General features: G+C 63.2%; 23 protein-coding genes. 19 read left to right on the forward strand and 4 right to left on the reverse strand.

The genetic code is table 11. From position 1 onward, the window contains the following. Nucleotides 1–100 precede the first annotated feature (100 nt). Entirely contained in the window at nt 101–475 is a 375-nt protein-coding gene (locus tag L981_RS04860) for a cupin domain-containing protein (protein ID WP_245281576.1), read from the forward strand. Nucleotides 476–491: 16 nt separating this feature from the next. Here the strand turns inward: L981_RS04860 and L981_RS04865 are convergent, their stop codons facing one another. Next, nucleotides 492–1901 (reverse strand): PLP-dependent aminotransferase family protein, encoded by a 1410-nt coding sequence (locus tag L981_RS04865; protein WP_043612333.1) that lies wholly within the window; start codon nt 1899–1901, stop codon nt 492–494. A gap of 113 nt (nt 1902–2014) precedes the next feature. Between L981_RS04865 and L981_RS04870 the strand changes: the two genes are divergently transcribed. The 12 genes from L981_RS04870 (at nt 2015) to L981_RS04920 (ending at nt 14637) form a co-directional block, all read left to right on the forward strand. Beyond that, a complete protein-coding gene (locus L981_RS04870) occupies nt 2015–2854 on the forward strand; it encodes an SDR family NAD(P)-dependent oxidoreductase (RefSeq protein WP_052201598.1) in 840 nt (279 codons plus the stop codon). Nucleotides 2855–2922: 68 nt separating this feature from the next. After that, entirely contained in the window at nt 2923–3942 is a 1020-nt protein-coding gene (locus L981_RS04875) for a BMP family ABC transporter substrate-binding protein (RefSeq protein ID WP_043612438.1), read from the forward strand. A 19-nt stretch (nt 3943–3961) separates the two neighbouring features. Beyond that, the gene (locus tag L981_RS04880) at nt 3962–5467 is read left to right on the forward strand and encodes an ABC transporter ATP-binding protein (protein WP_052201599.1); all 1506 of its coding nucleotides are present in this window, start codon (nt 3962–3964) and stop codon (nt 5465–5467) included. Between the two features lie 29 nt (nt 5468–5496). Next, nucleotides 5497–6489, forward strand: a complete 993-nt coding sequence (locus L981_RS04885) for an ABC transporter permease (RefSeq protein ID WP_245281577.1) — start codon at nt 5497–5499, stop codon at nt 6487–6489. A 3-nt stretch (nt 6490–6492) separates the two neighbouring features. Further along, a complete protein-coding gene (locus L981_RS04890; RefSeq protein ID WP_043612340.1) occupies nt 6493–7389 on the forward strand; it encodes an ABC transporter permease in 897 nt (298 codons plus the stop codon). Between the two features lie 10 nt (nt 7390–7399). Continuing rightward, nucleotides 7400–8608, forward strand: coding sequence for a Tm-1-like ATP-binding domain-containing protein (locus tag L981_RS04895; protein ID WP_043612343.1), 1209 nt, complete (start codon nt 7400–7402; stop codon nt 8606–8608). Nucleotide 8609: 1 nt separating this feature from the next. Then, a complete protein-coding gene (locus tag L981_RS04900; protein WP_043612345.1) occupies nt 8610–9443 on the forward strand; it encodes a phosphoenolpyruvate hydrolase family protein in 834 nt (277 codons plus the stop codon). A 9-nt stretch (nt 9444–9452) separates the two neighbouring features. After that, the gene (locus tag L981_RS04905) at nt 9453–9890 is read left to right on the forward strand and encodes an SRPBCC family protein (protein ID WP_043612350.1); all 438 of its coding nucleotides are present in this window, start codon (nt 9453–9455) and stop codon (nt 9888–9890) included. A 424-nt stretch (nt 9891–10314) separates the two neighbouring features. After that, a complete protein-coding gene (locus L981_RS04910) occupies nt 10315–12480 on the forward strand; it encodes an OmpA family protein (protein WP_043612353.1) in 2166 nt (721 codons plus the stop codon). A 190-nt stretch (nt 12481–12670) separates the two neighbouring features. Further along, nucleotides 12671–12820, forward strand: a complete 150-nt coding sequence (locus tag L981_RS34370; RefSeq protein WP_156133966.1) for a hypothetical protein — start codon at nt 12671–12673, stop codon at nt 12818–12820. 83 nt (nt 12821–12903) lie between these two features. Continuing rightward, nucleotides 12904–13932 carry a four-carbon acid sugar kinase family protein gene (locus L981_RS04915; protein WP_043612355.1) on the forward strand — a complete coding sequence of 343 codons (1029 nt, stop codon included), beginning with the start codon at nt 12904–12906 and terminating at the stop codon, nt 13930–13932. 3 nt (nt 13933–13935) lie between these two features. After that, nucleotides 13936–14637, forward strand: a complete 702-nt coding sequence (locus L981_RS04920; protein WP_043612357.1) for a FadR/GntR family transcriptional regulator — start codon at nt 13936–13938, stop codon at nt 14635–14637. A 59-nt stretch (nt 14638–14696) separates the two neighbouring features. Here L981_RS04920 and L981_RS04925 read toward each other — a convergent pair whose 3' ends face one another. The 3 genes from L981_RS04925 to L981_RS04935 are packed head-to-tail and all read right to left on the reverse strand — an operon-like array spanning nt 14697 to nt 17969. Then, nucleotides 14697–15815 (reverse strand): iron-containing alcohol dehydrogenase, encoded by a 1119-nt coding sequence (locus L981_RS04925; protein ID WP_043612359.1) that lies wholly within the window; start codon nt 15813–15815, stop codon nt 14697–14699. A 4-nt stretch (nt 15816–15819) separates the two neighbouring features. Continuing rightward, complete coding sequence (gene pdxA / locus L981_RS04930; protein WP_043612361.1) at nt 15820–16776, reverse strand: 4-hydroxythreonine-4-phosphate dehydrogenase PdxA; 957 nt, start codon at nt 16774–16776, stop codon at nt 15820–15822. Then, nucleotides 16773–17969 carry an exo-alpha-sialidase gene (locus L981_RS04935; protein WP_043612367.1) on the reverse strand — a complete coding sequence of 399 codons (1197 nt, stop codon included), beginning with the start codon at nt 17967–17969 and terminating at the stop codon, nt 16773–16775. The genes pdxA and L981_RS04935 overlap by 4 nt, the downstream gene beginning before the upstream one ends. Before the next feature lie 230 nt (nt 17970–18199). Here L981_RS04935 and L981_RS04940 point away from each other — a divergent pair, with 230 nt between their 5' ends. The 6 genes from L981_RS04940 to L981_RS04965 all read left to right on the forward strand — a co-directional run bounded on the left by L981_RS04940 (nt 18200) and on the right by L981_RS04965 (nt 25053). Next, nucleotides 18200–19069 carry a DMT family transporter gene (locus tag L981_RS04940; protein WP_052201600.1) on the forward strand — a complete coding sequence of 290 codons (870 nt, stop codon included), beginning with the start codon at nt 18200–18202 and terminating at the stop codon, nt 19067–19069. Between the two features lie 56 nt (nt 19070–19125). Beyond that, the gene (locus tag L981_RS04945; RefSeq protein ID WP_371258828.1) at nt 19126–20595 is read left to right on the forward strand and encodes an ABC transporter substrate-binding protein; all 1470 of its coding nucleotides are present in this window, start codon (nt 19126–19128) and stop codon (nt 20593–20595) included. An 87-nt stretch (nt 20596–20682) separates the two neighbouring features. Then, complete coding sequence (locus L981_RS04950) at nt 20683–21597, forward strand: ABC transporter permease (protein WP_034796335.1); 915 nt, start codon at nt 20683–20685, stop codon at nt 21595–21597. 10 nt (nt 21598–21607) lie between these two features. Next, nucleotides 21608–22531 carry an ABC transporter permease gene (locus L981_RS04955; RefSeq protein ID WP_043612372.1) on the forward strand — a complete coding sequence of 308 codons (924 nt, stop codon included), beginning with the start codon at nt 21608–21610 and terminating at the stop codon, nt 22529–22531. Continuing rightward, the gene (locus L981_RS04960) at nt 22524–24143 is read left to right on the forward strand and encodes an ABC transporter ATP-binding protein (protein WP_043612374.1); all 1620 of its coding nucleotides are present in this window, start codon (nt 22524–22526) and stop codon (nt 24141–24143) included. The genes L981_RS04955 and L981_RS04960 overlap by 8 nt, the downstream gene beginning before the upstream one ends. Before the next feature lie 28 nt (nt 24144–24171). Next, a complete protein-coding gene (locus L981_RS04965; RefSeq protein WP_043612376.1) occupies nt 24172–25053 on the forward strand; it encodes a dihydrodipicolinate synthase family protein in 882 nt (293 codons plus the stop codon). Nucleotides 25054–25374: the final 321 nt, after the last annotated feature.

A 25374-nucleotide genomic window follows, 5' to 3' on the forward strand; every position in this document is an offset into this window, starting at 1 on the left:
TGCGAGACAATATGGTTCCTGGACCACTTTATAAAAAGTGGTCCTTGTCGATCCAGGTGTTCCCCGTTCTGTTCAGTCCGCAACAAGAAGGAGGAATGCCGTGGTTGTCGACAAAGGCGGGATCGTATTTGCAAACGGTCAGGGAGAATTCTGGACGGATGAACGGTGCTACATCACCGAACTGCACAATTGCGACGCGTCGCCCGAAGCGTCGCTTGCAGTCGCCCGCGTAGAGGTCGGGGTTACCACGCAACTGCACAGCCTCACCGGGGTGATCGAGCGCTACGTTCTTCGCCAGGGCGAGGGCATTCTGGAGGTTGATGGCGTCAAGCAGAAGCTTCGCGTCGGCGATCAGGCGGTGATACCGGCCGGTGCGGCGCAACGTATCGAAAACACAGGCTCGGTCGATCTTGAGTTCTATTGCCTGTGCACGCCGCGCTTTTTCCCGGATTCCTACGTGAACCTGGAACAATAGCGAAGCGTGGCTGCGCCTAGCCGGCGGATTTTCCGCCTGCCAGGCTGCAGATGGTTTCGATTGCGAACTGCATGGTTTGCAGCGGGCGGACAAAGGGCAGGCGTATGACGTCGCCGAAATTTTCCCGCGCGGAATAGCCGGGTCCGGCAGACAGGAACAGGCGGTGGCGTTGTGCTTCCTGGCACAAGGCCACCGCATCGATGCCGGGCATGTGGATCCACATCGCAGTCCCTCCCGAGGGACGCGACCAATGCCAGTGGCCCGGCGCATGATCGGCGATGATCCTTTCTGCCGCCTCCAGATGCTCGGAAATCTCGCGGTGACGATAGACCCGCGCCTCGCGAATGTTTTCGAGCAGGCCGACGGCCAGGTGCTGATCGAACATCGAGCAGCCGAGATCGTTGACCGCCTTGAAGCTCGCCAGGCGCTTCACGACCGGCGGCGCGGCACGGATCCAGCCGATGCGCAGGCCGCCCCAGAACAGCTTCGAAAGCGTGCCGATGGTTGCAACAAGCTCTGGATTGGCCTGTCCCGCCACAGGGCGCGGTGTTCGTCCGGCGATGGTCGAAAGCTCGTTCTGCGCGCCGTCCTCGATCAGAAACGTCGGATAGCGCTCGAGGAGGTCGAGGAGCTCACGCCGGCTCTGATCGCTGAGCGAACGACCGGTCGGATTGTGCGCCTCGGGAAAGAGATAAAGCAGCCTCGGGCGGTTCTTGAGCGCCTTCTCCAATTGGCCGATATCAAGGCCCTCGTCGGTCACCGCGATCGGAACGATCCGCGCGTTGCGGCGGCGGTAGGCTTCGAGCGAACCGCGATAGACAGGGTCTTCGACCACCACCGCGTCCGACGCATCCACCATCGCATTGGCGAGCAACCAGACGGCCTGCTGCGCGCCACTGGTAATCAGGATGTTGTCCGGATGCGTCGGCAACCCAAGGTCCGCGTAATAACGCGCGATGGCCCAGCGCAACGCCGGCAGGCCGGAGGCGTCGTAGCCGAGGCCTGCTGCCACACTGGCAAGGTCCGCCCCTTTCAACGCCGCCAGCATTTCGGTCAGGATGGGTGACGGCTGCAGGGCGCCGCTCGTCATGTCGATGTCCTGTGGCAGCGCCCGGATCTCGCCGGCCAGGCGCGTGTGCGCCGCCCCCGATGGCGCCGCGGCGGCAACGATGCGGTGGCCGCTGCCATGGCGGCTGTCCAGCACGCCTGCGTCCCGCAGCGAGCCATAGGCCGCCACGACCGTCCCGCGACTGACCGCAAGCGCCGTCGCCAACGCCCGTTCCGACGGCAGGACACCGCCGACGGGCAACTCCCTTGCCGTAATCAATCTGCCGATCGAAAAGCTGAGTTGCTCGCTGACCTTGCCGTCTGAGGTTCGCCAGTTGCCGATAAGCCGGCCGATGCGGGCGGGAGAAATCCTGTTCATTTGTGATCCACTTCTCGACAAGTGGACTTTGTCAGATCCCCGTGACTGGAGCAACGTGGTTCCCGGAGAACAGAGAGGAAGAGTTTCCAAGCGGAGGCTCAAAGGGAGGATACATGGGTTCCTTTGCCACGAGGGGCGAGCATGCCCCGTTGGCCGTGAGGCAGGTTGCACCGACGCGCTCGCATGCAAACAAGCGCTACCTGGTGCTTGGCGGTGCGGGCGGCGCCGGCAAGGCGGCTGCAGGATTGCTCGTTGCCGAGGGTGCCTCGGTCGTCATCGGCGATGTCCGTGCGCAAGCCCTGGAAGAGGCGATCGCGAGCCTGGGACATGACCGCAAGGCGCTGTCCGGCGTCGTCGTCGACTTGGCCGATGCAGGCTCGATCGCAGCCGCGATCAAGGAAGCCGAAGCGCGCCTCGGGGCAATCGACGGGCTGGTAAACTGCGCGGCGATCGTTCGCCATGTCGATCCGCTCGAAACGCCCTGGAGCGATTGGGAGCGCATCTTCTCCATCAACGTCTACGGTGCGTTCGAGGCAGCCAGGCTCGTTTCCAAGGCAATGATTGCCAAGGGCATCAAGGGAGCGATCGTCAATGTCGCTTCGGAGGCCGGCAAGAAGGGCCATACGCAATCGCTGGCCTACAGCGCCAGCAAGGCGGCCATGATCAATTTCACCCGGGTTCTGTCCGAAGTGCTTGCGCCGCAGGATATTAACGTCAACTGCGTCTGCCCCGGCGGCATGGCAACGGACATGTTGCGTGAGGTTGCTGTCGCCTATGGCGACCTGGTCAAGCAGGCGCCCGACGAGGTCTTCAAGCAGCTCGTCAGCTCGCAGTTGCGTCGTCATATCGACCCGGTCGAAGTGGCGCGGACGATTTCGTTCCTGCTCAGCGACGACGCGATCATCATTCGCGGTCAGGCGATCAACGCCGACGGTGGCGACACGCCGTACTGATCGGTGCGCCGGCGAACCGGCGTCCGCAGCGTTCCACCATCGCGACACACTTGCTCATGGAGTCCAAGATGACGACTACCAGCAAATTCCTGCATATCTGCCTCGGTTCCTTGCTCGCCATTGCGGCGACGACAGCGTCCGCCAGGGCCGACGACACGTCCTATGTCCTGGTGACACCGAGCCGCATCGGCGTGAACAAGTTCCTCGGTCTCGGCAAGACGGGGATCGAAAAGGCCGCCGAGGCTCAAGGGGCGAAAGCGCGCATATTCGAGGGCACGGATCCGTCGACCCGCCGTCAGAACGTTCAGGCCGCCATCGACATGGGCGCCCCGATCGTCACGGTCATGGGCTTCGAGTTCGGTGACATTATTGCCGATCTGGCACCGGAAAACCCGGAAACGAAGTTCGTAATCATCGACACCTGTATTCCGGAAGCACCGGAGAATGTCTATTGCGCGGTGTTCCGCGAACAGGAAATCGCCTATCTCGCCGGGGCCGAAGCTGCCCTGACGTCACAGAGCAAGACGGTGGCCGTGATCGGTGCGCTCGATATTCCGTTCCTGCATCGCTACACGGATTCCTACGAACTCGGCGCCAAGGCTGCCAACCCCGACATCAACGTGCTGCCGACGGCGTGGATCGGCGGGGACAATCCCTTCCAGGATCCGGTGCGGGCACAGACCCAGGCAGTCCTGCAGCTCTCCAACGGTGCAGACCGCATCTACGCGGTCGCGGCCGGCAGCAACGGCGGCGTGTTCAAGGCGGTGGCGGAAAAGCCGGGAGCGATGGCGATCGGCCTCGACGTCAACCAATGCGGCGATGCGCCCGGCGCGATACTCGACAGCACGCTCAAGCGCGTGGACGTCGTTCTTCCCGCAACCATTGACGGCATCCTGAAAGGCACGGCTAAGCCTGTCGAGAGCTTCGGTCTGGCGGAAGGCGGGCTCGAACTCGTTGCCATGTCCGAGGACCTGGCTGCGTCCGGCTGCATGATCGCCAAGGCGCCTGATGTCATCGGCAAGCTGACCGAGATCCAGGCAAAGATCGTGTCGGGCGCCATCACCGTGCCTGACCCCATGGCCCAATAGCGGTCCGGGAGCTGAAGCAATGACCTTGCTCCAGATGAAGGGCATCTCGAAGCGATTTGGCAGTCTCGTTGCCAATGACGGGATCGACCTTTCGGTCAAAAGCGGCGAAATCCATGCCTTGATGGGAGAAAACGGGGCCGGAAAATCGACCCTGATGAACATCCTGTATGGGTTGCTCAAGCCGGATGCCGGCGAGATCCGGATCGATGGCAAGACGATGGACTTCGCAAGCCCGCTCGGTGCTATCGCTGCCGGTGTCGGCATGGTCCACCAGACGTTCAGGCAGTTTCCCGACCTGACCGTTTGGGAGAACCTGGTGTTCCAGAACGAACCGGGAAAGGGGCCGTTTGTTTCCGCAGCTGCCGCGCGCGATGTCGTGCGGCAGCTCGGGGAAAAACACGGCCTGGAGATTAATCCCGACAGCCGCGTGCGTGATCTGGCGGTGGGCATTCGCCAGCGTCTCGAGATCCTGAAGGCGCTTTCGCGCCAGGCAAAGGTACTGATCCTCGACGAGCCGACGGCGGTGCTTACGCCGCAGGAGCGCGACAGTCTCTTTGTGGCGATGCGCCATCTGGCAAGCCAGGGCATGGCCCTCATCCTGGTGACGCACAAGATCCCCGAGGTCATTGCAGTCACCGACGAGATCACGGTCATGCGTGACGGCAGGGTCTCGGGCGCGCTGACGACCCGGCAGACCAACGAGGCGGAGATCATCCGCGCGATGGTCGGGCGCAACGTGCCACCGACGGTCGCCGCCAAGGTCACTTCGACCGCGCAGCCGATGCTCTCTGTCCGGAACCTGTCGGTGCGAAAGGGCGGCGTGGCCGTGGTAAACGACGTCACATTCGATGTGCGGCCGGGCGAAATCGTCGGGATCGCCGGCGTTTCGGGAAACGGGCAGCCGCAGTTGATTTCGGCCGTGACCGGGCTTGAGGCTTCGACCGGCGAGGTCGTCATCGCAGGGCGGAACGTTGCGGGGCTTTCGATCGCCGAACGCCGCGCCGTCGGCATTTCATACGTGCCGGAAGATCGTCACCTGACGGGCACGGCACCGGCCGCTTCGATCGCCGAAAACATTGCCTTCGGCACGCATCGAACGGCCGCGGTGTCGAGCTACGGGTTTTTGAAGAAGCAGGCGATCCGCGCGCAGGCCCGCAGGCTCATCGAGCAATTCAAGGTGAAGGCCGCCTCGGAAGACGTGCCGATCGGATCGCTGTCGGGCGGCAACATGCAGAAGGTCGTCATCGCGCGCGAAATCGAGCACGGGTCGCCGCTGATCGTCATCGAAGAGCCGACACGGGGCGTGGACGTCGGGGCGATCGAATTCATCCACAAGACCCTGATCGCCGAACGGGACAAGGGCCGGGCCATTCTGGTGGTCTCGTCCGACCTCACCGAGCTGCTGGCGCTCTCAGACCGGATTCTCGTGATGTTTGAAGGCCGTATCGACGCCAGCCTCAGTGGGAAAGACATGAACGAAGACACCATTGGGAGATGGATGATGGGGGGAGCGGCAGGGGCATGACAGGAGTTGGTCTCGAGACGAAATCTCGATTGACGGCAATCTTGCTGTCCATCGCGGTCGCCGTCGTGCTTGGGGGGCTCGTGGTGCTTTCGACCGGCGCCAATCCCCTCTCGGTCTATCAGGAAATCGTCCAGGGTGCGCTTCTGGGGCGCGGTCTGGGTGAGACGCTCAGCCGCTCGGTCCCGTTGATCGGCATGGGTCTTGCCGCCGCAATTGCCTTTCGCGCCGGCCTCATCAATCTCGGCGGCGACGGGCAGATGCTGGTGGGCGGGCTCGCGGCCGCGCTCGTTGCGCTCTATGTTCCGGTACCAGGGGCCGTGCGGGCCGTGCTCGCCTTGACGGCCGCCATTTGTGCAGGCGGGCTTTATGCCTGGATCGCGGCAGTACTTCAGCTTGGCCTCGCCATCCCGTTTCTGATCACGAGCCTGCTGCTCAGCTACATCGCACGCGGCGTCACATCCTATCTGGTACGCTACCCGTTGCGCGATCCCTCGACGGGCATGCCGGAAACCTATCGCGTCGCCTCCGCGGCACGTCTCCCAAATAGCATTTTCGATCTGCCGATCAGCGTCGGAATGTTGACCATGGCCGCGGTTGCGATTGCCGTCATCGTCAACGACAAACATGGCGTCAACGGTTTCGAGTGGCGAATGACTGGGCTTAATCCGCGCTTCGCCGGGTACTCGGGCACGAACCTGCCGCGGCAGACGCAGCGGGTCGCCTTCCTGAGCGGCGCTCTTGCCGGTCTGGTTGGAGCACTGTTGATCCTCGGGCAGCAGTACCGGTTCACTGACGGGGCCTTGCTTGCGCCGGGCTATACCTGGTCGGGGCTGATGGCCGCGGTTCTTGCGATGGCAAGCCCGATCGCGACGGTCGTCACCGCGGCGTTCTTCGCGGCGCTGCAGGTGGGGGGCTTCGCCATGGAACGGGCGCTCGGTCTTCCGGCTGTCCTCACATGGGTTCTGCAGGCGCTGATCATTCTGTGCCTCGCCGCGCGTACCGTGTTCTTCAAGAGGCGATAGACCATGCTCAACATGCTTCTTTCGCAGGTCCTCGATCTGATGACGCCGGTGCTTCTGGCGGCGATGGCCGGAACATTGTGCGAGCGCGCAGGCGTCTTCAACATCGCGCTTGAGGGCAAGATGCTGGTCGGCGCTTTCGCCGCGGTCGCGGCGAGCGTTGCCTTCGGCTCGCCGATGGTTGCGGTTCTGTTCGCCGTCGTCTGCACCGCGATCTTCGCGTTCCCCCTTGCGCTCGGCGGCGCCCGCTTCGGCGGCGATCCGATCGTGATCGGCATTGGGCTGAACCTGCTTGCCGCAGGGCTGACAACCTATCTTCTGAGCGCGCTTTTCGGCGTCACCGGCACACTGGTCGATCCCGCGGTGATCGCCTTGCCGCGCTTCGGCATCGGCGCTCTTGCCGGGCTTCCCGTCCTCGGCGCCATCGCCGATGGGCACAATCTGCTGGTCTATCTCTCATGGCTGCTCGTGCTCGTCCTCAACGTCTACCTGTTTCGCACGCGATGGGGCCTGCGCTTGCGGGGGATCGGTGAAGTGCCGTCTGCAGCAGCGGCGATGGGTGCGAATGTGAACCGCTATCAGACGGCGATCGTGCTTCTCGCGGGCGCTCTGTGCGGTCTGGCGGGTGCGCAGCTGGCGCTCGGCTCGGTCGCCCTATTTGCCGAAAACATGACGGCCGGTCGCGGTTGGATCGCGGTGGTTGCCGTCATGCTTGGGCGCGCCCATCCGCTCGGCATCGCGCTCGCCTGTTTCGGTTTCGGTCTCGCAGACGCGATCGGCCTCCGGCTGCAGGGCCAGGGCTTGCCGAACCAGATCACCGATATCGCGCCCTACGCGATCACCCTGTTGGCGATGATCGGCCTCGGCCTGCGCGGGGCGATGAGAAAGATAAGAAATACCTGAGGAGGAATGAATGAATACAGCCAAGACGATTTATGTAGCGGGCACTTTCGACACCAAGGGTGACGAGCTGCGCTACGTGGCGGAGCTGATCAGGGCGCAATCGATGCCTGCGGTTCTGGTGGATCTTTCCACCGCCAAGCCTTCGGCGGATGCCGATATCGATGCGAGAGAGGTTGCCGGGTTCCATCCGGGCGGTGTCGCAGCCGTCTTTACCGGGGATCGCGGCAGCGCCGTTTCCGCCATGGGACTGGCGTTCGAACGGTTCATCCTGTCGCGTGACGACGTCGGCGGCATCATCGGGCTTGGCGGATCCGGAGGAACCGCGGTCGTGACCCAGGCCATGCGCGCCCTGCTGGTCGGAACGCCGCGGGTGATGGTCTCGACGGTGGCGGCCGGAAACGTCAGCGCCTATGTCGGTCCGAACGACATCGCGATGGTGAATTCGATCACGGATATCGCCGGGCTCAACCGGATCTCGCGAACCGTCCTTGCCAATGCCGCCAATTCCATCGCCGGAATGGTGCGCAACCGGCGGGAAGCCGAGCAGGACGACCGGCCGGCGCTTGGCCTGACGATGTTTGGCGTCACCACCCCTTGCGTCACCCAGGTCGTCGAGCAGCTGCGCGAGCGGTACGAATGCCTGGTGTTCCACGCGACCGGCATCGGCGGGCAGTCGATGGAGAAGCTTGCTTCGTCCGGCTATCTCGCAGGCGTTCTCGACATCACCACCACTGAGGTGTGCGATCTGCTGTTTGACGGCATCTTGCCGGCGACCGAAGAGCGGTTCGGCTTCCTTGCCCAGTCGGACCTTCCTTATGTAGGATCCTGCGGCGCCCTCGACATGGTGAACTTCGCCGGTCTCGAGACGGTTCCGGAGAAGTATCGCCACCGCAATCTCTATGTGCACAACCCGCAGATCACGCTGATGCGCACGACGGTCGACGAGAATGTCGCGATGGGCAAATGGATCGGCGAGCGCCTGAACCGCAGCATCGGTCCGGTTCGCTTCCTTCTGCCGACGGGCGGGGTGTCGCTGCTCGATGCACCGGGCCAGCCTTTCCACGATCCGGAGGCAGACGAGGCCCTGTTCACCGCCATCGAAAACACGGTTGAGCAGACCGACGAGCGTCGCGTCCTGCGCGTGCCGCACGCAATCAACGCGCCGCAATTCAGTTCCGAAATCCTTCGTCATTTCAACGAAATCAGTAGAGGCAGTTAGTATGAAGTTTGAAAGACGCCAGTTGCTGGACAAATTTCGCCAGCAGATCAAAGCGAAGATCCCGATCATCGGCGGCGGCGCTGGCACCGGCCTTTCGGCCAAATGCGAGGAAGCCGGCGGTATCGACCTCATCGTCATCTACAACTCCGGCCGCTACCGCATGGCCGGACGAGGGTCGCTTGCCGGCCTCCTTGCCTATGGCAACGCCAACGAGATCGTGCTCGACATGGCACGCGAGGTGCTGCCCGTGGTCAAGCACACGCCGGTTCTTGCCGGCGTGAACGGCACGGATCCGTTCTGCAACTTCGATTTCTTCCTGGACCAGCTGAAGGCCGTCGGTTTCGCCGGCATTCAGAATTTTCCGACCGTGGGTCTCATCGACGGCACGTTTCGGGCCAATCTCGAAGAGACAGGCATGGGTTACGCCCTGGAGGTCGACCTCGTTCGCCTGGCGCGCAGCAAAGACATGCTGACCACGCCCTATGTGTTTTCGGCCAACGATGCCCGGGCCATGACGGAGGCGGGGGCAGACATCGTCGTCGCCCATATGGGGCTGACGACCGGCGGCGCGATTGGCGCTGACACCGCGCTGACGCTTGAGGCCTGTGTCGATGCGGTCAACGCGATCGCGGCTGCGGCCCGAAGCGTCAATCCCGACATTATCGTCCTGTGCCATGGCGGCCCGATCGCCGAGCCGGAGGATGCCCGCTACATCCTCGAGCGGTGCCCGGGTTGCCACGGGTTTTATGGCGCATCCAGCATGGAGCGTCTTCCGGTCGAAAAGGCCCTCGTCGCCCAGACGCAGGCCTTCAAGAAACTTGTCATCCAGCAGTAGGAGGGAAATGTGGCAAAGGCATATGCAAGCGCAGTGATCGATGCGCCGATTGAGACCGTCTGGAAGATCGTTCGCGACTTCAACGGCCTGGCGACCTGGCACCCGGCCATCGCCAGCAGTGAAATCGAAGAGGGACGAGGCAGCGCCGAAGTCGGTTGCGTGCGCTCCTTCTATCTTCAGGATGGAGCCCATGTTCGCGAGCAGCTCCTTGCCCTAAGCGATAGCGAGCATTCGCTCTCCTACAGCTTCGTGAAACCGGCCTTTCCGGTGACGAACTATGTTGCGGGGATCAGGCTGCTTCCGATCACCGACGGCAACCGCACCTTTGTCGAATGGACCGCCGTTTTCGACGAGGCACCGGAGGATGCCGGAAAGTACGTGGAGATCATCTCTACGCATGTCTTTGCAGCCGGCTGGTCGGCGCTCCGGGCGAAGCTCGCCGGGTAGACATGTTCGTTTGGCGGGTGGCGCGAACGTTTCGCCACCCGCCGAATGCCTGCGACTGTAACAGCCACCGGACGACGGCGCGTAACATCACGGCCGACCCGATGATATTCTGGGTGGGCGGCAGCTCAAGCGGATCGCCACGACCTCCGCCTGCATGATCGGTGACAGCCGCCCGCACACCCGGCCGACAACGCCTCACTTTTGCCTCTTCGATCCCTGGGAATGACCGTCCGAGCCTGCAGTCAGCAGTTTCGCAACGGGTCTATCGCGCGGAACCGTTCGCGCGCTGCTGCGTTGGGACTAGCCTTTGACGGACACAAAGTCGAAGGCGTGGGTGATGGCCCCTCTTGTGCTGCCACGTAACGCGCGCCGTTCGTACGGCGCCGACGGGCGCCGGGGCCTCCCAGTAAGAGGAGTGAAAGTCATGTCGATTCCTTCCAAACTTTTCGCAACGGTCGCCCTTCCAGTCTTCGCCGTATCACTCGTGATTCAGCCGGCGCTGGCCGAGAGCCTGAGGGCGCCGTTCCAGGTCGCGCAGGAAGGGGTCGGTCAGCAGTCGCCCGAGGACTTGCTTCTGCTCAAGAAGCGCAAGAAGCAGCAGGCCGCCGAGGAAGGGCAGGCAGAACAGCAGCAACCGCAGGCCGAGGAGCCGCAGCGCCAGACGGAAGAGCCGTCTCGCAAGAAGCGCAAGCAACAGGCTGAAGAACAGCAGCCCGGCGCCGAGGAAAGCGCACCGCGACAGGCGGACCAGCAACAGGCGCCTGAACGCAAGAAGCGAAAGCAACAGGTCGAAGAGCAGCAGCCTGGCGCCGAGGACGTGGCACCGCGGCAGGCCGAGGAGCAACGGGCGCCCGAGCGAAAGAAGCGCAAGCAGCAGGCCGAAGAACAGCAACCCGCCATCGAGGAAGGCGCTCCGCGGCAGGCCGAGGAACAACAGGCACCTGAGCGCAAGAAGCGCAAGCAACAGGCCGGAGAGCAGCAGCCTGGCGCCGAGGACGTGGCGCCGCGGCAGGCTGAGGAGCAACAGGCGCCTGAACGCAAGAAGCGTAAGCAGCAAGCGGAAGGACAGCAGCCTGCCGTGGAAGAGAGCACCCCGCAGAACACTGGGGAGGAACAGGTCCCAGTGCCCAAGAAACGCAAGCAGCAAGCTGAAGATCAGCGGCCGGACGAGCGGAAGGCGCCCGAACAGCGTGCCGCACCGTCCACGGAACAGCCGGCGCCACAGACCGGCGAGAGTGACAAGCAGCCGGTTCCAGGGTCTAAACAGCCCGCAACAGCCGAGCAGCGTCAGGGCAAGGCTGCGCCTGTTGTCGTCGACAAGCGCACGAAGGCTGAGAAGCGCAAGATCGCTGAGGACCCGGCGGCGACCGACGAAACCGTCGTGCTTCCGGTCGATAACGGTGCCGCCGTGCTCGACAGCGACAAGGATGCCGACAAGTCGGGTGGCGACCGAGCGCGCGAGGCTCGGCGCAAGCAGCGTGAAGAGCTGCGCACCGAGCAAAAGGCCGTAGCGCCGCCGACGGATGACGCCGCGGCCCAGGCCGAAATCCCGGCCGAGGTTCGGCAGGCGGCCCCGCAGAGGATCGAGGCGGCGATCAAGGAGGAGGGCCGACGCGTCGAAGCGGCGCCTGCCTTTGCGGTTCCGGACACGACGAACATCATCAACAACACCGTCATCAACAATACGGTGATCAACAACAGGACCGTCAACAACACCACGAACAATGATGTGAACGAGGTGCACGTGGTCGAGAGGCTCGACGACCGTGTCGTCCTTGGCGTTGGCGACCAGATCTTCGTGCGAGGCGACGATCGCCCGCGCCTGCGCCACGATGCGCGGGAAGCGTACTATGACGAACTTCCGCGCGGCCGCGTGCGTGAAACGATCGTGCGCCCGGGAGGCTACCGGATTGTCACCGTCTATGACCGCTATGGTGACGTCTTGCAGCGCTCGCGTGTCGACGGCGACGGCAACGAATATGTGCTGATGTACGCGCCGGACTACCAGGACGAACGACGCCCGGCGATCGTCGACGTCGGTTATGACCTGCCGCCGATGCGCCTGACGATCCCGGTCGACGACTACGTCGTCGACTATTCGCAGGAACCGGATCGGGATTATTACGCGTTCCTGTCCGAACCGCCGGTCGAACGCGTGGAGCGCGTCTATACGATCGACGAGGTCCGCAATTCGGCCCGCCTCCGTGACAAGGTCCGGCGCATCGATCTCGACACGATCCACTTCGACACGGGGAGCGCCGAAGTGTCGATGTCACAGGCAAAGACGCTGCGAACGGTCGCGGACGCCATGCAGAAAGTGCTCGGCAAGGATCCCGGCGAAACCTTCTTCATCGAAGGGCACACGGACGCTGTCGGTTCTGACCGGTCGAACCTCGTTCTCTCCGACGAGCGCGCCGAATCCGTCGCGGTTCTCCTGACGGAAGTCTACGGCATCCCGGCGGAAAACCTGGTGACGCAAGGCTATGGCGAGCGCTTCCTGAAGATCGGCACGCAGGAGCCAGAGGAAGAGAACCGCCGGGTGACTATCCGCCGCGTGACGCCACTGGTGCGCCCGGTCGCGCAGCGATAGTGCGCGCGACATCCAGCCAACGGCGCTCGCGTCGGCGCAGGGAGGCTCAATATCGCTCGGCCCGATGATGTGGCGAACCTGACGGTCATCCTGCGTGGCACGCTTAGCCGTGCGACTGGTGAAAACGTCTGAGGAACGGGCATTCAGGCGCCGCCTGTTCGACCGTTCCTTTTCCTCTTCGAAGAGAAAATTGCTGCAGCCCCTCCTGGGCGAGATTTCCGGCCTTGCGGAGGACAGTCTGCTGTTGCCAGGCTATGGCGCGCGCTTCCTGACGATCGGCACGCGGGAGCCCGAGGACGAAAACAGGTGCCTCGCTCACGCCGCGGAAGAGCGCGTATGATTTGTAATTTAATTTCGAAAAATATTGACATTTCAACATAAACTGGACATTTAAAGATAACAACAAATCGTCTGGATTTTGAGATGCTCGTCATTGTCGCTGATGATCTGACCGGCGCTCTGGATGCCGCAGCGCCCTTTGCCGCGAGGGGCTTTTATGTCGAAGTCGCCTTGGCACCCGAGGCGATTGATGATGTCCTGAAAACGGGGCCGGACGTGGTTTCGGTCAATCTCGGATCGCGAGAGCTCAGCCCCGCATTGGCCAGGCACCGAACCGTTGCCACGCTCGCCGCGCTGCCTTCCGGTTCGCGCATCTTCAAGAAGGTCGACTCCCGTCTTAAGGGCAACATCGTTGCCGAACTCGACGCGATGTCTTTCGGGTCAGCGCTCGTGGCGCCCGCCATTCCAGCCTTCGGTCGGGTCGTCATGTCCGGGAGCGTACAAGGCTTCGGGGTCGATACGCCCATTTCGATTGCCGAGAAGCTCGGCCCGCATGCGACCAAGGCCGTGATCCCGGACGTCTCCACCGAGGCGGAAATGCGCGCCTTACTTCAGGATGCGGAAAGAAGCGGCGCGGATCTACTGATTGGTGCGCGTGGTCTGGCCGAGGCGCTTGCCGAGCGGATGAGCGGCGGTCAACAAGCGCGGGCTGCCGAGGTGTCGGCCGGCCCGGCCTTGTTCGTCATCGGGTCTCGTGATCCGATTACCCTTGCCCAGATCGACACGCTTCGCGACGGCCTTGCCCTATCCTATTTGCCCGCGCCCAACGGCCGGCTTTCGGTCGCAAACGATACCGGCGGCGCAATCACGCTTGTTCAGGCGGTGCCGGGCGACGGTGAGGTGACGCCGGAGGCCGTTTCCGAGGCGCTAGCCGAAAGCGTTTGTCCGGGCCTTGTCGAACGGGCGGGCACGCTGCTTCTGTCCGGCGGCGCAACCGCAGAGGCGGTATTGAAGAAGATGGGCATCCAGCGTTTTCGTCTGCTCGGCGAATGCCTGCCCGGCCTGGGCTTGGCTGAGGTCGACGGACGTTGCATCATCGCCAAGTCTGGCGGATTCGGTGCGCCGGGCACGCTTAAGGAAATCGCGGAGGCTGTCCTCCGCAAGATGGGATGACGGATGGGACTGGAGAACGGAACAGCACGCAAGAGCCTCGGTGATCTCGTCTTTGAGCGCATGCACCGTGCGATCAAGTCCGGCGCCTACAAGCCGGACGAGCGCTTGCCGACCGAGCACGAGCTGGCAAGCGAGTTCGAGGTTTCGCGTCCGATCATCCGCGAAGCGCTGCGCCGACTGCGCGAGCAGGGCTTCATCTATTCGCGCCGCGGTGCCGGCAGCTTCGTTCGTGCCGTCGGCATGCGTGAGCCGCTGGGCTTCGGACAGCTTGAGAACGTTGCCGATCTCCTGAACTGCTACGAGTTCCGCCTGACGGTCGAGCCGGCTGCGGCGGCCGCCGCCGCGGAGCGTCACGACGCGGCCGGCTTGGCCGCCATCCGCCAGGCGCTGGAACTGATGCGGGACGCCACCAACCGGCAATCGCACCGGGAGGATGCCGATTTCCAGTTCCATCTTGCGATCGCGCGCGCCGCGCAGAACAGCTATTTCTTCACGGCGATGGAAGCGCTCAAGGACCACATCGCCGTCGGCATGCGGTTTCATGGCGCCTCGGTCAAACGGGAGACGACGGGGCTGACGCGCGTTTTCGGTGAGCACGAAGCGATCGCGGAAGCGATTGCCGCGCGTGAAGGCGCAAAGGCGAGGCAACTCATGCATGACCACCTTGCCGGATCCCGCGAACGTCTGTTCCAGGCGACCAAATAGTCGATAAAGCAAAAACCCCGGCAGGCGCCGGGGCTTTGTTTTTTGCATTGGTCTATTGCTCAGAAGGCTGCCTTGTAGACGGCAAGCACGTCCTCCACGCTCATGTCGCTCGGGTTGTTGTCCATCAGCCTTCGGTTGGCATGGGCCTCGCTTGCATAGAGTGGCAAATCGTCGGCATTTGCGCCGTGAGCGGCAAGCGACATCTCGATGCCGAGGTCACGGCAGAAGCCACGGGCAGCGCCCAGGAGTTCCCGGGAGGAGAGATTTTCGCCCAGACCCAGCGCCGTTGCGACTTCTGCCGTCTTGCCCGCCGCAACTGGTTGGTTGAAGGCGAGCACATGCGGAAAGATGATGGCGTTTGCCAGGCCATGCGGCAGGCGAAGCCGCGTGCCGAGCGGATAGGCGATGGCATGGCCAGCGGCGGTGTTGACCGGGCCAAGGCAGATGCCGCCGTAGTAGGAGGCAAGCATCATCCCTTCTCGCGCCTCGGTATCTGATCCATCCCGGACGGCGCGAGCGAGATATTTGCCGACGAGCTTGAAGCCCATGCGGGCAAAGCCGTCGATCATCGGATGGGCGCGGCGATTGGTGAAGGCTTCCACGCAATGGGCCATGGCATCGACGCCGGTGGCGGCGGTGACCGCTGACGGCACGGAATAGGTGAGTTCCGGATCGAGAACGGCGACGTCGGCAATCATGTGCGGGCTTTCGACCGCGATCTTGTTTCCCTTCGCGGGATCGGTGATCAGCGAGCGGATGCCGGCCTCCGAGCCTGTGCCGGCGGTCGTGGCGACCTGGGCAAGGCGGGTGTTGCGGCCGAGAACCCGGTTCGGTCCGGCAACATCGGCAAGCGTCTGCTTGGAGTCCCAGAGCACGGCAACCAGCTTGGCCACGTCGAGCACCGATCCGCCCCCAAGGCCGACGATGAGGTCCGGCTTGTTTTGGCGCGCGAAGTCGAGTGCGGCATCGAGTGTGTCGACATCGGGTTCGCCCGGGATGGCGTCGAACACCGTGACGCGGCCGGAAAGCTTCAGGCGATCGACGAAACCGGCGGTGATCGGCGTGGCGATGACGAGTACTGAACGGGCATCGGCCGCCCAGGCGCCGACCTCTGCGATCGTGCCGGCGCCGACGGCAAGCCGGCGCGGTTGATGAAGGGTAATGGGAGCGATGGTCATGGTGTCATCCTCGCTTGGCGTCGCCCGCCACCAGCTTGCGGGCATAGGCGATGGCAGAATTCATGTTGCCGTGGTTGGCGATCCCCTTGCCGGCGATGTCGAACGCCGTGCCGTGATCGACCGAGGTTCGGTCGATCGGCAGGTCCACCGAGACGTTTACGGCGGTGTCGAAGGCGACGAGCTTCACGGGGATGTGCCCCTGGTCGTGATACTGCGCGACCACGAGGTCGAAGGCGCCCGAATAGGCGCGATGGAACACCGTATCTGCGGAAATCGGTCCATAGGCATCGATGCCTTCCGCACGTGCTGCTGCAACGGCCGGCGCGATCTGGTCGTCATCCTCGGTGCCGAACAGGCCGTTTTCGCCGCAATGGGGATTGATGCCGGCGACCGCGATTTTGGGTGCCGCATAACCGATGCGTTTCAAGTGAGCGTCGCCGGCGCGGATGGTGGCGAGCACCCGTTCCGTCGTCGAGCGCCGGATTGCCTCCTGCAACGCCACGTGGGTAGAAACGTGGATGACCTTGAGGCGTTCGGAGGCAAGCAGCATGTAAGCGGCCTTGGAGCCGGTGAGGCTGCGCAGCATTCCTGTGTGGCCGTCATAGTGATGACCGGCAAGGTTCAGCGCTTCCTTGTTGATGGGCGCCGTGACGATGCAGCCGATCACACCGGCTTCAGCATCGCGCACCGCCTTTTCGATGAAGCGAAAGGCCGCGTCGCCGGCGACGGGGCTCAGCTGTCCCCAGGCAAGCGGAGCCCCCTCGATCGGCAGATCGACGACATGTCCGGCGAGATCGACCTCAAGGCCGAGAGCGGTCCGGGCCGCTTCGAGCGTGGCGAGATTGCCGTAGATCCGGACCGTGTCGCGCTCCTGCTGTGACATGTCGGCCAGCGCGCGCACCGAAATCTCGGGGCCGACGCCGCACGGGTCGCCCATGGTTATGCCGATGATGTTGCTCATGAAGGTCTCCGTTGGTCGGCGTGGTCCCAGCCAGGGGCTAGGCGGACATATTTGATGGCGCGCCGGTGGTAGGTGTAGGCAAGGTGCATGGTTCCGTCCGGCCCTTCGAGCAACCAGGGATAGGACATCTCCTTGTTGCGGCCGTCGGTCGAGTCGTTGGATAGGCAGGTGCCGGGGCCGTCCTCGATCAGCAGGCGCACGGGAAAGGTCTTGCCGCCATCTTCAGAGAGGCAGAGAGAGACTGGCGCGCGCCGGACACCCCAGATCGGTACGCAGCCGCCCGTGGGGTCGGCGTCCGGGCGGTTGTCGTCCTCGCCGAGCTCGTCATAGAGCGAGGCGCGTCGCTCGTCGGTGTCGGCCGCGCTGACGGGATTGCAGATCATCGCGATCCTGCCGTCACTCAGGCGCAGAGCGGCGATCGAGGAATTGTTGTTCGGGACGTCGCTCGCCTCCGGCGCGGACCAGGAGTGACCGTCATCGAGGCTCTCGCTCCGGTAGACCCAATCGGCCTGCCGCCGGCGGAAGAAGGCAGCAAGACGGCCTTCGCCGAGCGACACCGGCGACATGTGCACGCAGCCAATGGACTGATCCAGTTCTTTTAGCTGCCACGTCGCGCCCTGGTCGAGGGAAATGCCGACGGCTGCCGTGTCGTGGCTTCCGTTCCACTTCTGGCCCGGGCGCTGGACACAGCGGAAGATCGGTAACAGCCACGCGCCGTCGCTGCGCACCACGAGCGGCGCGCGGATAAAGCAGCCACGAGGAAGGTCCAGATAGCCGCCTTCGCTGGTTGTCAGTGCCAACGGGTCGGAGGCATCACGGTGAACCTCAGCCATCCGGATCCGGCACTCATCCTGATTGCCGGAGGGTTGGGAGGTGTGAAAGAGCCACAGCCTGCCGTCGGATGCGGTGAAGAGAACCGGGTTTTGTTCAGAATGCGCGGCATCGAAGCTCAGGCGCTGTGGCGGTCCCCATTGCGTCGCGCCCTTCGGCAGCACCGAGGCAAAGATGGAAATGTCGGACTTGCCCTCAAGCGTGCCGCCGAACCAGGCGCAGGCCAGCGCGCCGTCTGAAAGCAGGTGCAGGAAGGCAGCATGGTTCTGGATCATCGGCGACGGCAACAGCGCTTCCATGCGCTCGGGCGCCACGGTTTGAAGCAGGCCGTTCATGCTGCGGGCGATTTCTTCAGGGTCCATGAGTTCCTCCTGTCTGCCTCGAAAATCGCTCAATTTTCAAAGTTGTCAAGTTTGATAAAGTTACAAATCGGCATGGATTCTCTTTTTGTATTTATTAACATGCTGATTTTGTGTCTTTATTTTTTGTGGCAGCTTCATAATAAAATTTACATCGCGAATTAATTTGACAAACTTTTGTGAAAGGTGGATGGTCTGGGCAAGCCGGCAAGAGGATGCCGGGAGGAGGTCTTATGCCGGAAGCCAGCCCGAAGGGGGCTAAGATGGCGGTCATGTTCGCGGTCGGCGCAGCGATCCTTGCTGCCACCGACGCGGTGATCGTGCGGGCGCTGAACGGCGCCGTGCACCCCTTCGTCATTGGCTTCTTCCGCGCCTTCTTCGGTGCAGTCATCCTTCTGCCCTGGATTGCCCTGCGCCCATCGGTCTTGAGGTCGAGCCACCCCTTGCGTCAGCATGCGGTCCGTGCCGGCTTCAAGCTGCTCGCCATGGTCGCCTTTTTCGCTGCCTTCAGCTGGGGACCGCTTGCCGACGTGACGGCCATCGCCTTCACCTCTCCGATCTTCCTGTTGCTCGGTGCCGCACTGGCGCTGGGCGAAAGGCCTGGTCCGGCTATGATCGGTGCGGTGGTGCTCGGTTTTGGCGGCGCGATGCTGATCATCGGCCCCTCGGGAACCGGCTTCAGTCTCGCCATCCTTCTCGCGCTCACCGGCGCGGTGCTCCAGTCGACCATCCAGCTGATCCTGAAATCCATGTCGAAGGGCGATAAGACCGCGACGCTGGTCGTCTGGAACCTCCTTTTGACCGTTCCGATCGCGCTTCTCTTCGCCTTGCCGTTCTGGACCATGCCGGGGTCGAGGGAGATGACGCTTCTGGCACTGCAGGGCGTCGTCGGAACGGCCTGCATGGGCATGATGACCCATGCCTTTTCGCTCGCGCCCGCCACGATCGTCGCGCCGGTCGATTTCTTGCGCCTGCCGCTCGTGGCGCTCGGCGGCTTCGCGCTTTTTGGTGAAGACATCGCCCTCACCACGCTTTGCGGCGGCGGGCTCATCGGTTGTGCGGCGCTGATCGCCGCGCGATCGGGAAAAGCAACATCCAGCTGAACGAATTTCACTAGGGAGGAAATGCCGTGAAGAAACTATTCGTCTTGAGTGCGCTCATGTTGAGTTCGGCCCTGTCGCCCGCATTCGCGGGGTCTGGCCCCATCAAGATCGTGCTGGCCGAGGAGGCCGACCTGCTCGAACCCTGCATGGCCACGCGCTCGAACATCGGCCGCGTCATCATGCAGAACGTCAGCGAAACGCTGACCGAACTCGACGTTCGCGGCGACAAGGGCGTCATGCCGCGCCTGGCCGAAAAATGGGAGCAGAACGAAGACAGCAGCTGGCGCTTTCACCTGCGCCAGGGCGTCAAGTTCTCCGACGGCACGACCTTTGACGCCAAGGACGTCAAGCACAGCTTCGATCGCATCATGAGCGACAAGAACACCTGTGAATCGCGCCGTTATTTCGGCGGCATCACGGTGACCCCGACGGTCGTCGACGACTACACGATCGATTTCAAGGCCGATCCGGTTCAGCCGATCCTGCCGCTGCTGATGTCTCTCGTCACCATCGTGCCGGAGGAAACCCCGCTTGAATTCGTGCGCGAACCGGTCGGCACCGGTCCGTACAAGCTGACCAACTGGACCCCGGGCCAGCAGATCGTGCTGACCAGCCGTGACGACTATTGGGGCGCAAAGCCGGAAGTGACGGAAGCCACCTATCTGTTCCGCGCCGACCCGTCGGTGCGCGCGGCCATGGTGCAGACCGGTGAAGCCGACCTTTCGCCGTCGATCTCGCAGCTCGACGCCACAAATCCGGCAACGGACTTTTCCTACCTCGACAGCGAAACCGTCTACCTGCGCATCGATCACAACATAGAGCCGCTGAACGACGTTCGTGTCCGCCGTGCGCTCAACATCGCCATCGACCGCCAGGCCTTCCTCGGCACCCTGGTTCCCGAAAGCGCGCTGCTTGCCACCGCGATCGTGCCGCCGCCGACGCTTGGCTGGAACCCCGACGTCAAGGTCTTTCCCTACGATCCGGAAGGCGCCAAGAAGCTGCTTGAGGAAGCCAAGGCCGATGGCGTCAAGGTCGACACGCCCATCACCATCATCGCCCGTTCGGCGAACTTTCCGAACGTGACCGAGATCATGGAAGCCATTCAGGCGCAGCTTGAGGAAGTGGGCTTCAAGGTCGAGCTGAAATTCGTCGAGGTCGCCGAGCACGAGCAGTACTACTCAAAGCCCTTCAAGGAAGGCCGCGGCCCGCAGATCGTTGCCGCTATGCACGACAATTCCAAGGGCGATCCGTCGTTCTCGATGTTCTTCAAATACGCAACCGAAGGCACCCAGTCCGGCTTCTCCGATCCGAAGGTCGACGACCTGATCAAGCGCGCGTCGGCTGCCGTCGGTGACGAGCGCGCCAAGCTCTGGTCGGAGCTGATCGCCTATCTGCACGACGATGTGGTTGCCGACGTCCTGCTCTTCCACATGGTAGGCTTCTCCCGCGTATCCGAGCGGCTCGATTTCAAGCCGACGATGGCGACCAACGGGACCCTGCAGCTCTCGGAGATCAAGATCAAGTAATCTGCCCTGGCGAACGAAAGGTTCGCCAGTCACAACAGCAATCAAGGCGGTGGGATGATCCCGCCGCCGGATTTCTTCGAGGGCGCCATGCTGAAATTCGTTCGAAAACGCGCCGTGGCCAGTCTGATCTCGCTCGTCGGGCTGCTCGTCATGGTCTTCTTCCTGTCGCGGTTGACGGGTGATCCGGCCGCCTTGTTCCTGCCGGTCGAGGCCTCCGCTGAGATGAAGGCGCAATTCCGCGAGCTGCATGGCTTGAACGATCCCATGCTGGTGCAGTTCGGACGCTATGTCGGCGACGTCGTCACCGGCGACTTCGGCGAATCCCTGCGCAAGGCTCGCCCTGCCTTGGATGTTGTGCTGGAGGCCTTTACCTGGACGCTCTGGCTTGCCGTCATCACCATGACGCTGGTCGCCGGCGCTGCGATTGTCGTCGGCTCGCTTGCCGCCTTCCGTGCCGGCGGCTTCTTCGATCGGCTCTCCTCCCTGATCTCGCTGGTGGGCGCTTCCGTTCCCGATTTCTGGATCGCCATCGTCGCCATCGTCGTCTTTTCGGTCAACCTCGCCTGGCTGCCGACGTCAGGCACGGGATCGCTGCTGCATTGGATCCTGCCGATCTCGGTTCTGTTCATCCGCCCTTTCGGCATCATCGTGCAGGTGGTGCGCGGCTCGATGATCGGGGCGCTTTCTTCGGCCTATGTGAAGACGGCGCGCGCCAAGGGCGTCAAATCCGGGCCGATCATCTTCGTGCATGCGCTGCGTAACGCCATGCTGCCGGTCATCACCGTCATCGGCGACCAGGCCGCGAGCCTTCTGAACGGCGCGGTGATCGTCGAAACCATCTTCGGCTTTCCGGGCGTCGGCAAGCTGATGATCGATTCCATCTTGCAGCGCGATTTCAACGTCGTGCTTGCCGCCATCCTCGTCACGGCGCTGGCGATCTTCCTCATGAACCTGCTGATCGATCTGGCTTACGCGCTGCTCGATCCGCGCATCCGGCATTGAGGAGGCGACCATGACCCTGCAGACCGCCGATCCCGTCATCGCCGAAGAACCGCGCTTTGCGACCCGCATGTTCCGCATGCTGCTTGCCGACAAGTTCGCGCTTTGCGCGGCGATCTTCCTGCTTTTCGTTCTTATCCTCGCAATCATCGGGCCGACCTGGCTCGGCGACCTCGCGACCAAGCAGAACCTTCGAGGCCGCAACGCCGTTCCCTTCGACTGGGAGCGCGGTTGGGTCTGGTGGATGGGCGCCGATGCCCTCGGGCGGCCGCTGCTTGCCCGCATCATCGTCGCCACCCAGAATACGCTGATGGTGGCCGCCGGTGCCGTCGCGCTTTCGGCAACCGTCGGCACCATCCTTGGCCTGGTTGCCGGCTTCTCCTCACCGCGCGTCAATCAGATCATCATGCGGCTCGCCGACGTCATCATGTCGTTCCCGTCGCTGCTGATCGCCGTCATTGTTCTCTATATTCTCGGCTCGTCGGTCCTGAACCTCATGCTGGTGCTGGCAATCACCCGCATTCCGGTCTACCTCAGAACCACACGCGCAGAAGTGCTGGAAATCCGTGAACGCATGTTCGTGCAGGCGGCGCGCGTCATGGGCGCATCGAGCAAGCGCATCGTCTTTCGCCACATCCTGCCCGTGGTGTTGCCGACGCTGACGACGCTTGCGACCCTCGACTTCGCCTATGTGATGCTGGCCGAAAGCGCGCTTTCGTTCCTCGGGATCGGCATCCAGCCGCCGGAAATCACCTGGGGCCTGATGATCTCGCAGGGACGCCAGTACCTCACCAACGCATGGTGGCTTTCGTTCTGGCCCGGCCTTGCGATCATCCTTACCACCATGTCGTTGAACCTCTTGTCGAACTGGCTGCGCATCGCGCTCGATCCGGTGCAGCGCTGGCGCCTCGAAATGAAAGGTCGCAAGAATGGCTGACCATCTCCTCGAAGTCCGCGACCTATCGGTCGAGTTCCACACCGCAGTCGGCGTCGTGAAAGCGGTCCGCAATATCTCCTACCATCTCGACCGTGGCGAGACGCTCGCAATTCTCGGCGAGAGCGGATCCGGCAAATCGGTCTCCTCCTCGGCGATCATGAACCTGATCGACATGCCACCGGGGCGTATCAGCTCGGGCGAGATCCTGCTCGACGGCGTCGACCTTCTGAAAATGCCGGCGCAGGAAAGGCGCAAGGTCAACGGGCGCCGCATCGCGATGATCTTCCAGGACCCGTTGAGCCATCTCAACCCGGTCTATACCGTCGGTTGGCAGATCCGCGAGGCGCTGACCACCCACGGAACGGATGCGACGAAGGCCGCTTCCGAGGCGTTGCGGCTTTTGACCCGGGTCGGCATCCCCGACCCCGAACGCTCGCTGGACAAGTACCCGCACGAATTCTCCGGCGGCCAGCGCCAGCGCGTCATGATCGCCATGGCATTGGCGCTCCGCCCGGACCTGTTGATCGCCGATGAGCCGACGACGGCGCTCGACGTTACCGTGCAGGCCGAGGTGCTCGCCCTGCTCGAAGAGTTGCAGCGGGAGACCGGCATGGCGGTCCTCATCATCACCCACGACCTCGGTGTGGTCGCAGAGATCGCCGATCGCGTGGTGGTGATGGAAAAAGGCGTCCTGGTCGAAGCCGGCACGGTGCGCGAGGTCTACAAGAACCCTCAGCATCCCTATACGAAAAAGCTGATTGCCGCCGCTCCAGGCAAGGGCGAAATGCATGTGCCAGCCGCTCGCGCAGAACCCGTTCTTTCAGTTCGCGACGTGCGCAAACGCTATGGCTCCTTCGAGGCGCTGAAGGGCCTGTCCTTCGACCTCATGCCCGGCGAGACCATGGCCGTTGTCGGAGAGAGCGGCTCGGGCAAGTCGACGCTGGCGCGCATCCTGCTTCGCCTCGATGAGCCGGATAGCGGCAGCGCTCTGTGGAAGGGCCGTGACCTATTCACGATGTCGCCGGCGGAACTCTACAAGCTGCGCCGCGACCTGCAGATGGTTTTCCAGGATCCGACGCAATCGCTCAACCCGCGCATGACCGTCTACCAGCTCATCTCGGAGGCCTGGGTCATCCATCCGGATATCCTGCCCAAGGCGAAGTGGCGCGAGCGCGTGGCCGAACTTCTGGTGCAGGTCGGTCTCGGCCCGGAGCACATGGGCCGCTACCCGCATCAGTTCTCCGGCGGCCAGCGCCAACGTATCGCCATTGCCCGCGCACTCGCACTCGAGCCGCAGCTTATCATCTGCGACGAGGCGGTCTCGGCACTCGACGTTTCGGTGCAGGCGCAGGTGATCGCGCTGCTCGACCGGCTGCGCAGGGAAATGGGCATCGCCTTCATCTTCATCGCCCACGACCTGCCGGTGGTGCGCGACTTTGCCGACCACGTCATGGTCATGCAGAAGGGCAATATCGTCGAGCTCGGCACGGTGCGTGAGGTGTTCGAGACGCCGCAACAGGATTACACGCGCGCGCTGCTCGCCGCCGGTCTCGATCCCGATCCCGATGTCCAGGCAGCCCACCGCGCCGCCCGCCTTCAGCGCGCCTCGTGAGGCGTCGTCCATTGAGAGGAATACCCGCATGACCAAGCAAGCTTTCGTCGCCCTCGTGACCTGCTTCAACGAGGACGAAACCATCAACTACCAGGCGACGCGCGCCCAGGTCCGCCGCCAGGTCGCAGCCGGCAACAATATCATGTGCGCCGGAACCAACGGCGACTTCTCCGCGCTGACCTTTGAGGAAAAGGTGCGCCTGACGGAAGAGGTGGTCGACGAGGTCGGCGGTCGCGTCAAGGTGATCGTCAATGCCGGCATGCCGGCCACCTTCGAAACCGTCAAGCTCGCCCGCGAATTCGACCGGATCGGCGTCGACGGCATTGCGGTGATCACGCCGTTCTTCATCGCCTGCACCCAGGATGGCCTTATCCGCCATTTCTCGACCGTCGCCGATGCCGTGAAGACGCCCGTCTATCTCTACGATATCCCGGCCCGCACGCAGAACCATATCGAGCCCGACACGGCGCGCACGCTTGCCGGCCACGGCAACATTGCCGGCATCAAGGATTCCGGTGGCGCAAAGGAGACGTTGGAGGCCTATCTGCAGGTCGCCAAGGAGGTCGACGGTTTCGAAGTCTATTCCGGCCCTGACCATCTCGTGCTCTGGGCGTTGGAGAATGGTGCGGCTGGCTGCATCTCGGGCCTCGGCAACGCCATGCCGGATGTGCTCGCAGGCATCTTGAAGGCCTTCAATGACGGCGAGATCGTCGAAGCGCAGAAGCAGCAGGCGACCTTCGCCGCCTTTCGGACCGACCTCTATGCACTCGGCTTTGCCCCGGCGATGGTCAAGCGCGCGCTCTACCTTCAGGACGCATCCGTCGGCGCAAGCCGCCAGCCAGCTCTTCTGCCCAACAGGGAGCAAGACGAACAGATCGCCGAAATCCTGAAACGCTACCGCCTTCTCTAGCGGCTCTTCAACAGACAGGCGAATTTGATTCGCAGGACGCGGCACCTCCCCGTGCCGCGTCGACGTCGGTGCGCCACCTTGCCGGTCGCCGCTCGGCGTGATCGTTTCATGCAACGGATGCATGCTTGGACCCCTCTCGGGTAATGTCCGTCGCTTCACACACGCGATCGGCGGCCCCCTGGAGTCCATTCAGCGCCCGCTTGCGGAGGCGTCTCCGTCTGCTTTTTGCTGACCATTCGCGCCAATCGACCGGCCTCGCGAAGTGCCAGGCCGATAAAAACGATTAGGGAAAACTAAAAAGCGACAAGAATGGACGGATTC

The sequence above is a fragment of the Ensifer sp. ZNC0028 genome (genome assembly GCF_000799055.1).
Lineage (GTDB): Bacteria > Pseudomonadota > Alphaproteobacteria > Rhizobiales > Rhizobiaceae > Ensifer.

Coding starts and splice junctions, on each gene's coding strand:
- L981_RS04865 (WP_043612333.1), bottom strand. CDS start 1,901: ATGAACAGGATTTCTCCCGCCCGCATCGGCCGGCTTATCGGCAACTGG.
- L981_RS04870 (WP_052201598.1), top strand. CDS start 2,015: ATGGGTTCCTTTGCCACGAGGGGCGAGCATGCCCCGTTGGCCGTGAGG.
- L981_RS04875 (WP_043612438.1), top strand. CDS start 2,923: ATGACGACTACCAGCAAATTCCTGCATATCTGCCTCGGTTCCTTGCTC.
- L981_RS04880 (WP_052201599.1), top strand. CDS start 3,962: ATGACCTTGCTCCAGATGAAGGGCATCTCGAAGCGATTTGGCAGTCTC.
- L981_RS04890 (WP_043612340.1), top strand. CDS start 6,493: ATGCTCAACATGCTTCTTTCGCAGGTCCTCGATCTGATGACGCCGGTG.
- L981_RS04895 (WP_043612343.1), top strand. CDS start 7,400: ATGAATACAGCCAAGACGATTTATGTAGCGGGCACTTTCGACACCAAG.
- L981_RS04900 (WP_043612345.1), top strand. CDS start 8,610: ATGAAGTTTGAAAGACGCCAGTTGCTGGACAAATTTCGCCAGCAGATC.
- L981_RS04910 (WP_043612353.1), top strand. CDS start 10,315: ATGTCGATTCCTTCCAAACTTTTCGCAACGGTCGCCCTTCCAGTCTTC.
- L981_RS04915 (WP_043612355.1), top strand. CDS start 12,904: ATGCTCGTCATTGTCGCTGATGATCTGACCGGCGCTCTGGATGCCGCA.
- L981_RS04920 (WP_043612357.1), top strand. CDS start 13,936: ATGGGACTGGAGAACGGAACAGCACGCAAGAGCCTCGGTGATCTCGTC.
- L981_RS04925 (WP_043612359.1), bottom strand. CDS start 15,815: ATGACCATCGCTCCCATTACCCTTCATCAACCGCGCCGGCTTGCCGTC.
- pdxA (WP_043612361.1), bottom strand. CDS start 16,776: ATGAGCAACATCATCGGCATAACCATGGGCGACCCGTGCGGCGTCGGC.
- L981_RS04935 (WP_043612367.1), bottom strand. CDS start 17,969: ATGGACCCTGAAGAAATCGCCCGCAGCATGAACGGCCTGCTTCAAACC.
- L981_RS04940 (WP_052201600.1), top strand. CDS start 18,200: ATGCCGGAAGCCAGCCCGAAGGGGGCTAAGATGGCGGTCATGTTCGCG.
- L981_RS04945 (WP_371258828.1), top strand. CDS start 19,126: ATGTTGAGTTCGGCCCTGTCGCCCGCATTCGCGGGGTCTGGCCCCATC.
- L981_RS04950 (WP_034796335.1), top strand. CDS start 20,683: ATGCTGAAATTCGTTCGAAAACGCGCCGTGGCCAGTCTGATCTCGCTC.
- L981_RS04955 (WP_043612372.1), top strand. CDS start 21,608: ATGACCCTGCAGACCGCCGATCCCGTCATCGCCGAAGAACCGCGCTTT.
- L981_RS04960 (WP_043612374.1), top strand. CDS start 22,524: ATGGCTGACCATCTCCTCGAAGTCCGCGACCTATCGGTCGAGTTCCAC.
- L981_RS04965 (WP_043612376.1), top strand. CDS start 24,172: ATGACCAAGCAAGCTTTCGTCGCCCTCGTGACCTGCTTCAACGAGGAC.